At 70.0% G+C, this 12,034-nt stretch carries 12 protein-coding genes and 1 pseudogene; 11 read left to right on the forward strand and 2 right to left on the reverse strand.

The window, feature by feature from the left end:
- Window positions 1-32: 32 nt before the first annotated feature.
- The 6 genes and pseudogenes from FRANCCI3_RS26710 to FRANCCI3_RS05040 all read left to right on the forward strand — a co-directional run bounded on the left by FRANCCI3_RS26710 (window position 33) and on the right by FRANCCI3_RS05040 (window position 3,161).
- Complete coding sequence (locus tag FRANCCI3_RS26710; RefSeq protein ID WP_157493315.1) at window positions 33-185, forward strand: hypothetical protein; 153 nt, start codon at window positions 33-35, stop codon at window positions 183-185.
- A 45-nt stretch (window positions 186-230) separates the two neighbouring features.
- A complete protein-coding gene (locus FRANCCI3_RS05025) occupies window positions 231-1,082 on the forward strand; it encodes a GvpL/GvpF family gas vesicle protein (protein ID WP_011435456.1) in 852 nt (283 codons plus the stop codon).
- A gap of 175 nt (window positions 1,083-1,257) precedes the next feature.
- Window positions 1,258-1,689, forward strand: coding sequence for a gas vesicle structural protein GvpA (locus FRANCCI3_RS05030; RefSeq protein ID WP_011435457.1), 432 nt, complete (start codon window positions 1,258-1,260; stop codon window positions 1,687-1,689).
- Between the two features lie 5 nt (window positions 1,690-1,694).
- Window positions 1,695-2,513, forward strand: coding sequence for a GvpL/GvpF family gas vesicle protein (locus FRANCCI3_RS05035; RefSeq protein WP_011435458.1), 819 nt, complete (start codon window positions 1,695-1,697; stop codon window positions 2,511-2,513).
- Window positions 2,513-2,602, forward strand: a pseudogene (locus FRANCCI3_RS28970) (cyclase); the annotation flags it as partial. The gene FRANCCI3_RS05035 and the pseudogene FRANCCI3_RS28970, both read left to right, overlap by 1 nt.
- A 13-nt stretch (window positions 2,603-2,615) precedes the next feature.
- Window positions 2,616-3,161 carry an MOSC domain-containing protein gene (locus FRANCCI3_RS05040; protein WP_011435459.1) on the forward strand — a complete coding sequence of 182 codons (546 nt, stop codon included), beginning with the start codon at window positions 2,616-2,618 and terminating at the stop codon, window positions 3,159-3,161.
- Here FRANCCI3_RS05040 and FRANCCI3_RS27815 read toward each other — a convergent pair.
- Window positions 3,116-3,640 carry an arsenate reductase ArsC gene (locus FRANCCI3_RS27815; RefSeq protein ID WP_011435460.1) on the reverse strand — a complete coding sequence of 175 codons (525 nt, stop codon included), beginning with the start codon at window positions 3,638-3,640 and terminating at the stop codon, window positions 3,116-3,118. The genes FRANCCI3_RS05040 and FRANCCI3_RS27815 overlap by 46 nt on opposite strands.
- A 641-nt stretch (window positions 3,641-4,281) precedes the next feature.
- Entirely contained in the window at window positions 4,282-5,490 is a 1,209-nt protein-coding gene (locus FRANCCI3_RS05050; RefSeq protein WP_023841286.1) for an acyl-CoA dehydrogenase family protein, read from the reverse strand.
- 493 nt (window positions 5,491-5,983) lie between these two features.
- Here FRANCCI3_RS05050 and FRANCCI3_RS05055 point away from each other — a divergent pair, with 493 nt between their 5' ends.
- The 5 genes from FRANCCI3_RS05055 (at window position 5,984) to FRANCCI3_RS05075 (ending at window position 11,892) form a co-directional block, all read left to right on the forward strand.
- On the forward strand, window positions 5,984-7,435 hold the full coding sequence (locus tag FRANCCI3_RS05055; protein WP_011435462.1) for an alkaline phosphatase D family protein: 1,452 nt from the start codon (window positions 5,984-5,986) through the stop codon (window positions 7,433-7,435).
- A gap of 232 nt (window positions 7,436-7,667) precedes the next feature.
- Window positions 7,668-9,071 carry a formylglycine-generating enzyme family protein gene (locus FRANCCI3_RS05060; RefSeq protein WP_049760843.1) on the forward strand — a complete coding sequence of 468 codons (1,404 nt, stop codon included), beginning with the start codon at window positions 7,668-7,670 and terminating at the stop codon, window positions 9,069-9,071.
- A 2-nt stretch (window positions 9,072-9,073) separates the two neighbouring features.
- Window positions 9,074-9,346 carry a hypothetical protein gene (locus FRANCCI3_RS05065; RefSeq protein ID WP_011435464.1) on the forward strand — a complete coding sequence of 91 codons (273 nt, stop codon included), beginning with the start codon at window positions 9,074-9,076 and terminating at the stop codon, window positions 9,344-9,346.
- Between the two features lie 23 nt (window positions 9,347-9,369).
- Window positions 9,370-10,563, forward strand: a complete 1,194-nt coding sequence (locus tag FRANCCI3_RS05070) for a hypothetical protein (RefSeq protein ID WP_011435465.1) — start codon at window positions 9,370-9,372, stop codon at window positions 10,561-10,563.
- A 273-nt stretch (window positions 10,564-10,836) separates the two neighbouring features.
- Window positions 10,837-11,892, forward strand: coding sequence for a hypothetical protein (locus FRANCCI3_RS05075; protein WP_011435466.1), 1,056 nt, complete (start codon window positions 10,837-10,839; stop codon window positions 11,890-11,892).
- The last annotated feature ends 142 nt before the right edge of the window (window positions 11,893-12,034 follow it).

The raw sequence follows: 12,034 nt of genomic DNA on the forward strand, positions 1-12,034 counted from the left end.
CCGCGCAGATCGTGAATCGTGCCGGGGAGGGTGTGGAGGAGCCCAGGGACCGGGCTGCCGGCCGTTTCACCGGCCGTTTCACCGACCGCGCCACCGGAGGGGCGACGGGCCGGGATCCGGCGGACGCGGTCGAGCGGCTCTTCGGCGGGGCCGGCACCTGGCTGGCGCAGGGGGATCGGCCTTGACCGGGCATCGGCCGTCGAGGGACGCGACACGAGGGAGTAGCGGCCATGAGCACGACGGCCGGGGCTGAGGATCTCACGGCCCTCGCCCGGCGACTCGCGCCCGAGGTCGTCGAGGAGGCCGTTCGAGAGGCCCGCGAACTCGCCCGACATCAGATCGTCGAGTGCCTCGCCCGTGAGATCACCCGGGTGGCGATGGAGGGCATCAGGCCGGCCGTGACCCCGCCTCGGGACCTTCCTCCCGTTCCGGTCTCGCAGTCGGGGTCGGTTCCGGAGTCGGAGTCCGTCTCGGAGTCCGTCTCGGAGTCCGTTCCGGAGTCCGTTCCGGAGTCGACTGTCGCAACTGTGGGCGTGGTCGGGCCTGGCATCCGGCCGTCCTCGCGCGTGTCCCGGACCGACCGCGGTCTTTACGTATACGGCATCATCCCCGCGGCGAGCGACACCGCCGGAATCGATGGGCTGGGCGCCGACACCGAGGTGGACGCGATCGCGCGGGATGACGCCCGTCGGCACACCGGTCGGCCGGGGCGGATGTTCGACTGCGCGTACCTCGTGCCGCGTTCGGAGGAGGATGCGTTCCTCACCACGGCGACCGCGCTGACGCGGGAGCTGGACGCGGCGGGGTGCCCCGCCGAGGCGACGGGTCCCTGGCCGCCCTACTCGTTTGTCCATATCACGCTGGGTGGTTACCAGCATCTGGGCGGCACCTTCGACGGTCACGAGGACTCGCCCGGCGGTGGAGCGCCGGTGGTTGACCGGGTGCGCACCACTGACCGGGTGCGCACCGCCGATCGGGTTCCGGACGCCGATCGGGTCCCGGGTCCTGTCGGAGGACGGCATGGTGCTGTCGGAGGACGGCATGGTGCTGTCGGAGGACGGCATGGTGGCGGCGATGACTGAGCTCGGCGAGGTGCTGGTTCCCCGGGGGGGCCATGCCGGGACGGGGCGCTGTGCGGGGGCAGGGTGCTTCGGTGGGCCGGGGGAGACGGGATCGCCCCGACCCCCCCGGCGTGTCGAGGGCCCGCTCCGCCTCCTCCGCGGACGAAGAACGATGGAAGAAGGCGAGGACAGCGCCATGACCGTCTCCAGCCAGTCCATGAACCGGGCTCCGAAGCCCAGCAGCCTGGCCGATGTCCTCGACGTCGTGCTCGACAGGGGAATCGTCATCGACGCCTACGCGCGGGTCGCGCTGGTCGGCATCGAGGTCCTCACGGCCGACGCCCGGGTCGTCATCGCGACCGTGGACACCTACCTCCGGTTCGCCGAGGCGGTGAACCGGCTGGACCTCGCGCCCAAGGAGCAGGTCCCGGGCCTGCCCGGACTCATGCATGAGGTCACCGACGGCACCGCGAGGCAGAAGTCGAAGGGGGCGCTCGAAGGATTGAAGGATACCGCCGAGGAGGCGGTGGGCTCGCTGCGTGGCGGATCGTCCGAGGAGCACGCCCGGCGGGATCTGCCGGCCGGGCGCAGCGCGCCGGGCGACCGCCGCAGCGGCCGAGAGGGATGATCGCCATGTCTGTCATCATTTATGGCATCACGCGGTCCGGGCATCCGGCGCCGATGCCACCGCCGCCCGGCATCGGACACCCTCCGGGGCAGGTGCACCTGGTGCGGTTCGGGCCGTTGGCGGCGGCGGTCAGCGTCACCGCGGATGTCGGGATTCTGGGCGAGTCCGAGGCCGTGCGTCATCTGGATATCCTGCAGCGACTTCTCGCCGGAGGCCCCGTGCTGCCGCTGCGGTTCGGGACCGTCGCCCCCGACGAGGCTGCCGTATGCCGTGAGGTCCTCGCCCCGCTCGCCGACGAGATGCCCGATCGGCTCGATGCGCTCGAAGGGCTGGTGGAGCTGCATCTCGACGTGGAGGAGGACGAGCGGTCCGCCCTCACCGAGGTACTGCCGGGCAGCCCGTTCGTCGGGGTCACGCCGTCCGCGGATCTCGACGCGCGGATCAGGCTGGGCCAGCAGGTGGCCGACCTGGTCATCGCCCGCCGGCAGCGCCAGGCCGATGCGATCCTCGACCTGCTGCGTCCGCTGGCGCTGTCCGACCGGCCACGGCGCCCGCACGGCGGCGCGGATGACCCGGTGCTCAGCTGGGCGTTTCTGCTGCGCGATGCCGCCGTGGATGCGTTCGACGCCGCCGTCGCCGATCTCCGTCGCGCCTGTCCGTACTTCACGATCGAATACGTCGGCCCACTTCCCGCCATCGACTTCGCCGAGGACCCCACGGGTCCGCCCGGAGCCGGTGACACGGCGGACGCCGACGCCTTCGGGGGGACCGGCAGATGGGGTTGGAGCTCGGACTCCGACATCTGGGAAGGGAATGATCAATGAAGGGCTCCACCAGGGGCGCCGTCACTTTTCATCCGCTCGCTGACGGCCTCACCCGGATCCTGCCGACCATGGAATACTGTCCCAGCGGGTAGTGTCGGCATCATGGTCGCGGGACGCCTGGTCGGGATCTATACCACGCCGATCCGGGGTACCCGGATGCGGGCCCGTGAGGCCGTTCGAATGATCGAGGGTCACGGTCTCGAAGGCGACCGCTACGCCACCGGCACCGGGACCTACTCCGCGCGCGGTGGCGCCGGTCGCGCCGTCACGCTGATCGAGCGTGAGGTCATCGCCGCCGTGGCCGCGGATGCCGGGGTGGCTCTGGCCGAGTGGGAGACCAGGCGAAACCTGGTGACGGAGGGCGTCGCGCTGCTCGACCTCGTCGGGCGGACCTTCCGCATCGACGACGTTGTCCTGCTCGGTGTCCGGCCCTGCCCACCGTGCTCCTACCTCGAACAGCTCACCCGCCCCGGGGTCTGGAGCGCGCTACGCGACCGAGGTGGCCTGCGCGCAGACGTCGTGCGTGGCGGCACCGTCCCGATCGGCGCGACGATCATCATCCCGCACCGGGAGGCCGAGCCCGTCGACGCGGTCGTGCCGGATCACGCGGTCGCGTCGGGTGCGCCCGCCCCGACCGGTGGAGGATAGCGCCACGCATCCGGGTCAGTACCGCCAGGCGGGATCCCGGTGTAACCGGGCTGGTTCTTCAGCAGCCCGACGCGGGCGGCCACGCCGAGACTGTAGACCAGTGCCCGGACGCGGGCGTCGATCTCGTCGCGGATCGACCGGATCTCCTCGAGCGTGCACTCCGCCGGATCATCCAGTTTCCAGGTGAGGTAGCGCGTGTCGGGGTAGCTGGGAACGGCGTCGCCGCATCCCATGTTGATGACGACGATGGAGTCGCGGACCATCTCGTTGGTTAGTCGCTTCGGGGACTCCCGGGACAGGTCGATGCCTACCTCGGCCATGACGGTGACGACTCCCGGGTGGATGGCCGGGGCCGGGGCGGTGCCGGCGGATCGGGCGCGGAACAGGCCACGACCATGTCGGTCGAGCAGGGCGGCGCCTATCTGAGAACGGCCCGCGTTGTGGACGCAGACGAACAGCACTTCGGGCGGACGAGCCACGAACGCTCCTGGTCGGCCGTGCTGGAACGGTGGGATAACGGGTTGCCGGGGTTGCGGCGGAATGTATTTTCTTCGGATCTGGATGCCAGGTCGCGATGTCAGGAACTTGTTTGAATGTTGATGTTTTCGCGGGCTTCCGTTGCAACGGATGTTGGGTATGTCTCGATGGGGTATCGTCGAACACGGTTTCGCCGGGTGCGGCATCGCGGACCGTGATTTCATGGACCGAATATTCGCCGACTACGAGTCTTGCCGGCGCGACCATTGCCGACCGTAAACGCCGCCGGTCATTGTCAACAACATTTTGATAACACTGATGTAATCGTTCGCGTCGGCCGTGGGTTGCCAGTGGCATACTCCCACGGGTGCCACCGGGTGCTCCCCACGGGGGTGACGAAGTCCCGGCGTCGCCCTGATCACTTCTGGTGGGCGAGGCTCTGGCGGCAGCCGGGAAGATCGCTGAGATGCCGAAGCCGGTGGCGGTGATGGTCACCGAGGCGGTCGACCGTGCCTTCGAGGCGACCCTCGCCAACGCCTGACGGCACTCGGGCGACCAGGCAGACCTTCGCCGCGATGGCACTCGTCAGACCGTCCCCGGGGGCTCGGGGCTCGGGGGTAGGGACTCGGGGCATCGGACGGGGTCAGCGCCGCATCAGCAACGAGCCGCCCAGGAGATACGACCCGACCATCTCGAAGTTCGTCGGCGCCAGGGTGATGTGCGCGACCACGGTGTGGATGTCGCGGAAGCAGCGGTCGAGCCGGCCTGCCGCGCCCAGGGCCCTGGTGCCGGCCAGGCCGTGCAGGGTGTCCACGGCCTTCAGGGTGTTTTCGCCGGCGGCGGTGGCGGCGAGCCGGATCAGGGCGCTGAGCTTCTCCCCGCCGATGAGGCGGGCACTCGCGTGGCCGGCCGCATCGTCGAGCAGCAGTTCACCCGCCCTGACCAGGGCCGCGGCGCGGGCGAGGCCGGCCTGAACGGTATGGCTGGACGCCAATGTCTCCGTCCCGCGGGCAGGAACCGCGCTGACCGCCAGCCCCGGGAAGGCGCTCAGCGCGTCCTGGGCGATGCCGAGCGCCGTTGACGCGGTCGTGAACGGGCCGAAGTCGTAGTACGCGATGGGGTAGCCGCGCGAGGGCCGGGCCGCGGGCAGCCGGCGCAGCAGCCCGCCGTCGACGGTGTGCTCCTCGGGGACGAAGAGGTCGTCGACAGTGAAGCTGACGCTCCCGGTGCCGCGCAGCCCTATCGTGAACCAGTCGTCGGTGAAACGGACGGCATCCCGCGGAACGAACATCATCCGGGTTGTGGGCGGGGCCGGGGCCGACGAGTTCGCCTTACTTCCCGCGGCTACCTCGCCGGCCGCGCTGGTTTCGGTGACGAGTGAGGCGCACACCAGCCAGTCGGCGTGGGTGGAGCCGCTGGCGAAGGACCACCGACCGCGTACCCGGTAACCGCCGGGGACGGCCTCGGCGTGGCCCGACGGGTTGATCCCACCGACGACGAGACCATCGCTCTCCCGGAACATCCGGCCGGCCGTCTGCTCCGGGAGGTAGTCCGACATCCGGCCGATGACGCCCTGGACCCCCATCTGCCAGGCGACGGAGGCGTCGATCCGGGCGAGCGCCTGGAGCACCGCGGAACCGGTCCGGACACTCACCCCGCCGCCGCCGAAGGCCGGGGAGACCCACATCCGGTGGATGTTCTGCTCACGCAGGGCGTCGATGACGTCGGGCGGCGTCATTCTCTCCTGTTCGGCCTGTTCACGGTGCTGGACCAGGACTGGGGCGACTTTCTCGACCCGGGCGAGCCAGTGCCTGGTCTCGTCGTCGGGGTGGGCGGGGCCTGGCCAGAACATGTCACGCATCCACTCTGATCAACCGCCTGATCTGCGGAGACATCGTCCGTCCCTTTCTCGTCGAGGGAGGTAAAGGCTGGTCACCGACGGCAAAGCTCCGACTGAAGCCGCATCTACGGATAGATCATAGCAATTTCTACGTAGATACGGATCGCGAAAGCGCTAAGGGGCCGTGAGAGCGGCCCAGATTACCAGGGTTTCCCTGGCTCTGCGGCTCTGCGGCAGGCGGTGCGGGACGCCACGCACAGTTCACTTTTTCGCTTCCGAAACGGGGGCCGACGGCTGCCCGGAACCTGCACTGTGATGGTCGACGTCGGGGGACTGCGGCCATACGGACAGTGACAGGAGGGCCGGGCGAGATGGCAGAGGAACGCATGCCGAACCGACGGGATGTGCTGGCCCGAGCGACGGTGGCGTCCCTGGCGGCCGCCGCCGGCACCGCCGGGGGGGTCCGGCGGCGCGGGCCGCGGTCGCGGACCGGGCCCCGGGCCAGGTGCGGGGTGGCCGGCCCACGTTTACCTCCGGCGTGCAGTCCGGCGATGTCACCGCGGACAGCGCGGTGGTGTGGGCACGGGCCGATCGGCCGGCGGTGCTCGCGGTCGACGTGGCAGCCACCGAGACGTTCACCGCAGCCCGGCGGGTCGGCGTCGTCCGGGTGGACGCGGCGACCGACTTCACCACCTCGGTGCCGGTCCGCGGCCTGCCTGCCGGCGAGGAGGTGTTCTACCGGGTCCGCCTCGCCTCGGCGGATGACCCGGCGCTCGTCGGCGAGACGTCGACCGGCCGGTTCCGGACCGCCCCCGGCCGTGCTGGCGACGTCTCGTTCGTCTGGTCTGGTGACATCTGCGGCCAGGGGTGGGGTATCAACCCCGATCTCGGCGGGATGCGGATCTTCGAGACGATGCGCCGGCTGAACCCGGACTTCGCGATCTGCTCCGGGGACACCGTGTACGCGGACGGGCCGATCCTCCCGACGGTTCCGCTCGCGGACGGCTCGGTGTGGCGCAACCTCGTCGTCCCGGAGAAGTCCAAGGTCGCCGAGACCCTCGCGGAGTACCGCGGCAACTACCGGTACAATCTGCTCGACGCAAACCTGCTCGCGTTCAACCGCGAGGTGCCGTGGGTGTTCCAGTGGGACGACCACGAGACGCTCAACAACTGGTATCCCGGTGAGATTCTCGACGACTCCCGGTACAGCGAGAAACGGGTGGACGTCCTCGCGGCGCGCTCGCGGCAGGCGTTCCTGGAGTACACCCCGTTCATTCCCGGTCGGGCCGACCCGGGCGGGAGGATCTACCGCAGGATCTCCTACGGCCCGCTGCTCGATGTCTTCGTCCTGGACATGCGCTCGTTCAAGAACCCGAATCCCGACGCCCAGGAGGATCCCGCCGGCGTGGCGATACTCGGCCGCCACCAGAGCGAGTGGCTGCTGGCCGGGCTCGCCGCCAGCCGCGCCACCTGGAAGGTGGTCGCCGCCGATCTCCCGCTCGGGCTGCTGGTGCCGGACAACCCGAGCGGCGTGGAGGCGGTGGCGCAGGGCCGGCCGGGTGCCCCGCTGGGGCGCGAGGTGGAAATTGCGGACCTCCTCGCCGGCCTCCGCCGGCACCGGGTCCGCAATGTGGTCTGGGTGACTGCTGACGTCCATTACACGGCGGCACACCACTACCACCCGGACCGGGCTGCCTTCACCGATTTCGACCCGTTCTGGGAGTTCGTCTCCGGGCCGTTGAACGCCGGCACGTTCGGCCCGAACACGCTCGATCCCACCTTCGGCCCCGAGGCTGTTTTCGTGAAGGCCCCTCCGGCGGGTCAGTCCAACCTGCCGCCCTCGGCCGGTCTGCAGTTCTTCGGCCGCGTGCACCTCGATCCCGGTGGCGGGCTCACCGTGGAGCTGCGGGACTCCGGCGGTGCGGTGCTCTGGTCGACCACGCTCGCCGTCGTCTGACCGGTCACCGCCTCCTGACCGGTCACCGCCTCCTGACCGGTCACCGCCCCGGATTGACGGGTCCTGCGCCAACCATGCCGTTTGCGGGCGGGTACCGGTTCGTGAGCGTGGAACCCGGCGAGGAGGCGACGGGCGTGGGTGACATTCTGGTCGGGACGGCTTCCTGGACGGACCCGACGCTGCTGAGGTCCGGATGGTACCCACCGGAGGTCACCAGCGCCGGTGCCGGCCGGTGCGGATCTACGTGGAATTCCGTAACCACTACTCGTTCCTCGCCGACTCGCCCGAGGTCCGCCGGCTGCTGAACAGCTCGTCGCTGATCTCGGAGCAGCTCGTCCAGCAGCTGCACGCGAACGGCGTCGATCCGCTGGAGCTTCCGCAGTTCAGCGTGGTCCGACCCGGTGACCTGAAGCTGCACGCGGACGAGCGGGTCTACTCGGTCTCGCCGTTGGAACTGCGGCTCGCTCAGCAGACCGGCCAGCTCGCGCGGGGGCCCGCCGTGGATGCGGCCAGGCACCTCGCGGACCTGGTGCCGGCCCGCATCGGGCAGGTCCTGAACACCGCCGGGCTCGCTGATCTCCAGCCCAGGCTGGAGAGTTACTTCGGCCCGGCGTTCCTGGCCGATCAGGCGGTGTTCACTCTGGCGGACATCTGCACCCACGTCGGCATCGAATGCTTCGCCGAGGGACGGGTCACGCTGGAGACGTTACTGCTCGCGCCCCTGTTCCGTCCGGCCGGCGCCGGCACGGTGGCGTTGGTGCACACCGTTTTCCAGGAGTATTTCGCCGCGCGCTACCTGCGGACCGCGGCCGGACGGGAGGCCGCGGGCAGCAACGCCGAACCGATTCTGACCGAGCAGGTCCGGGAGTTCCTCGTCCACCTCGGCGCCGAGACGATCCCCGCGCCCCCGCGGACGCTGCCGGCAGCGACGTACCTGGTCGGGCCGAGCCACCGCCTCCTTCTTCGAAAGATCGAGAAGCCGGTGCTGTTCGACGAGTTCCCCGTGACGGTCGGGCAGTACAAGGCGTTCCTCGCCGCGGTCGCCGAGCAGGGCTGCGCGCAGTGGGATCATCCGGACACTCCGCCAGGCCACAGCCACGAACCATGGCAGGAACGCTTGCGCAACCCGGAGTACTTCACCGATCCGGTGTACGATAACTACCCGGCGAACTGCGTCAACTGGTGGAGTGCCTACGCCTTCGCCCGCTTCGAGGGCAAGCGGCTGCCGACCTGCGTCGAGTGGGAGGCCGCCGCCCGGGGCACGGATGGCCGGCTGTTCCCCTGGGGAGACGGCGTCGACCTGGCCGCGGTCAACTGCGCCGACGCGTGGAGCGGCCGGCCGTTGGTGACTTACGAGGTCTGGAAGCAGGAGATCGACGGCGGCCGGTTGCGGGACTGCGCCCCGACCCCGGTGACCGATCATGCGGCGAACCTGTCCCCGTTCGGGGTGCACGGCATGTCCGGCAACGTGTGGGAATGGACCGAGACCGTGTTCGACGGGATCAACTCCGCGGTGATCTGCGGCGGCTCCTACGACAACCCGTACCGGGCGGTGCAGACTTCGTCGAAGGCCCTGTACCTACGTCGGGGCAGCAGTAACGCCGTCGGGTTCCGCTGCGTGCGGGAGGTCGCGTGACCATGACCGGCGAGCCGGACAGCGGGCAGCGGTTCGGCCGGATCGTCGACCGCCAGCCGCTGGGCAGCGGACCCCACCGGGTCACCGCCACCTACCTGGTTCGCGACGACGAGACCGGCGAGATCCACGGCTTCGACTACAGCGACATCGTCACCGAAGGATTCCGCACGATCATCGTCGGGGAGCGTGTGCGTTTCGAGGTCGACCCGTCCACCGGCCGAGCTCACTTCGTGATCAGACTGGACCTTCCGGAGGTCGACGAATTCTACCGGTAGACCAGCCGGGACGGCATTCCTTCGTGGTCGTCTGTCCCGCCTTCCTCACCGGCACCCCGGACTGGCCGGAAGGTCCGCTGCCGTTACGCCACAAGGAAATCGAAGCGACCACCGCCGCACGCAGCACCTATTTCAGCGCCGCCTGCGCACGCATCCTCTACGGCACGCCTGACCGGCCGAGTCGCTGGCAGCGCACCGCACCCACCGGCGAGACGGACAGCCCGATCTTCGGGACGGAGATCCTCCTACCCGACCCGGACCGGCCGGATCGCGCCTTCGTCATCGTCCATGTCCATATCCAGGCCGGCGGGTCCGAGCTCCTCGACGTCCTGCGCGCCGTCGCCGGCCGGCGCGGCAGTGCGACCCCACCCCCCGACCTCGGCTCGGCGCTGCCCACCTGGGCCCGCCTGGCGCCGTCGGCCCGAAGGTTCACAATCGCCTTCCTGACCTTCCCCACCCTTCCCGAAGCCGACCCGCCGCGACCCGTTGACGCCGCCCGAATCGACTCTTGGTCGACCGCGGACACCTGGCTGTGGCATCTCGCATCCCGTACCGCCAACGCCGACTACCCGCCGGATCCCGACCACGCCGACCAGCTCCTCGACGGACGAGTGATTCTCTCCGCAGACTGGCGCGGGCTCGTCACCCGGGACGGCGCCGCCTTTCTCGGTCTACGCCCCGACGACGGCGCCGACGATGCGTTCTTCGGCTTCGCCCAGCTCTACGCCCACACCACCTACCTCGACGCGGTCCTGATCGGCATGATCCAGAACGTGGCCATCACCGAGATGATCGCCGAGGCGGCCCGCGCGTTCGAAGCCCAGGACCTTACCCGTCATCTTGCTCGTCTCGAAGAACGGGCCGCGCGATTCCGCAACATCTACTGGCTCCGGGACGCCAGCGCCCACGGCCCGGCGAACGACATCCTCACCGCCTATCAGGCACAGCACCATCTGCCCGAGCGGTTCGACGCCGTGCTCACCGAGATCGTCGACCTGAACCGGATCGCCCAGACCCAGGAGGGGCAGCAGGTCGGCGCGGCGCTCGGCGTCATCACCGTCGTCGGCCTGCCCTTCGGCGCCGCCTTCGCGGTACTCCAGGTCCTCGGCGTGAACTCGGCGCGAGACCTCCTCATCGGCGTGCTCGCCGCGCTCGCCGGTTCCGGCGCCCTGCTCCTCACCCGGTTCGGCCGGCTCCTGCTCCGTTCTCTCCGGTAACCGGAGTAACGGGCTCCCGAAGCCGAGCGGAACCTCGGCCACGCCCCGGAAAGGGACGCTCCGTCGCCAGCGCACCGGGATGGCGGCGGAGTTTGATACTGCGGCCGCACAGTTGACTGGACGGCCACGGCAGACGCCACAGCAGACATTGAACGGTGCGAAGCCAGTCGAAGTTTTCGACAATCCGCTGGCAGGGCATGTGTCGCCATGACCACTTGATTCCGCCCCAATCTCGCGCGAAGGGGTAGCGCGACAACGGGGAATGACCCGACAGTGGAACCAGCGGAGGAGGTGAGTCCGACGAGCCCGACGAACCGACGCACTCTCATCGGCGGCAGCATGGCAGCAGCCGGCCTGTTCGCCACCGCGGACACCTCGGCGGCGATCTCCGACCGCATCGCCGAATCGGCTGTGGCTCCTCGCACCCTCCGCGAGATCGAACGGGACGTGCACGACATCGCCGCGGCCTATACCGCCACACCCGCGGGCCTGCTGGTGCCCCGGGTCGAAACGGGCTGGCTCGCCGTAGAACGGCTCCTCGACGGCCGGGTCCGCGGCCGGACCCGCACCACCCTGGACACCCGCGCAGGCCAGTACGCGCTCTACCTCGCGTTGACCGCTAACGACCTCGGCCACACCCAGGCAGCCGACACCTACCTCGACCTCGCCGGCCAGCACGCAGACGAGGCCGGGGATCGGCTCCTCGCGGACTGCGTCGCCGTGCTCGACAGTTCGTTCGCGTTCTTCCGTAACCAGCCGCACCGCGCCCAAGCCGTCGCCGCCGAACGGCGCCAGGACGCCCACCCCTACGCCCACCCCTACGCCCGGCCCATGCTCGGCGCCTGCGAGTCCCGCGCCGCGGCCCGTGCGGGCGATCCGGCGGCAGCCCGCCACGCCCTCGACGACATGTGGGCAAACCTGTGGACCGGTGGCCCTCTGCCCGGAACGGTCGCCGTTGACGAGGATCAAGCCCTCGCCCAGAGCGCGGCGATCCTCTCTCAACTCGCCGATCCCGCGAGCGAGGAGCACGCCCGGCGCGCTATCGCGGCCTACGCGGATTCCGGGCGTGCCGGGAACCTCGGGGGGTCATACAACGCCCTCGCACGCAGCTACCTACGCCGACCCGAGCCGGACCCCGAACGGGCCGCCGATGCCGCACGCTCCGCGCTGGCCGCTGTCGGGGAACAGCGAACGAGTTGGGTTGTCGACGTCGCCGGGCAGATGTGGCGGCAGATGGACGCCCGCTGGCCCGCCCTGCCCGCAGTCCACGACCTGGGGGTACTCGTCCAGGCCGCCGAACGGCCCGCACTTCCTCCAACCGCCACCTGAGCCGTATCCGAACATCCGTTCGTACGAGGCGCACAATGGGCGGGTGCGTCTCACCGTCGATCGTGACTCCTTGGCCAGCCTCGTCCCCTGGGCCGCCAGAATCCTCCCCGGCCGGGCAACCACCCAGCTCCAGGTCCTCGCC

This window comes from Frankia casuarinae, assembly GCF_000013345.1.
In the GTDB taxonomy this organism is placed as follows: domain Bacteria; phylum Actinomycetota; class Actinomycetes; order Frankiales; family Frankiaceae; genus Frankia; species Frankia casuarinae.

Excerpts from the sequence above, each read along its gene's own strand:
- FRANCCI3_RS05025 (WP_011435456.1), top strand. The coding sequence starts at position 231 with ATGAGCACGACGGCCGGGGCTGAGGATCTCACGGCCCTCGCCCGGCGA.
- FRANCCI3_RS05030 (WP_011435457.1), top strand. The coding sequence starts at position 1,258 with ATGACCGTCTCCAGCCAGTCCATGAACCGGGCTCCGAAGCCCAGCAGC.
- FRANCCI3_RS05035 (WP_011435458.1), top strand. The coding sequence starts at position 1,695 with ATGTCTGTCATCATTTATGGCATCACGCGGTCCGGGCATCCGGCGCCG.
- FRANCCI3_RS05040 (WP_011435459.1), top strand. The coding sequence starts at position 2,616 with ATGGTCGCGGGACGCCTGGTCGGGATCTATACCACGCCGATCCGGGGT.
- FRANCCI3_RS05050 (WP_023841286.1), bottom strand. The coding sequence starts at position 5,490 with ATGTTCTGGCCAGGCCCCGCCCACCCCGACGACGAGACCAGGCACTGG.
- FRANCCI3_RS05065 (WP_011435464.1), top strand. The coding sequence starts at position 9,074 with ATGACCGGCGAGCCGGACAGCGGGCAGCGGTTCGGCCGGATCGTCGAC.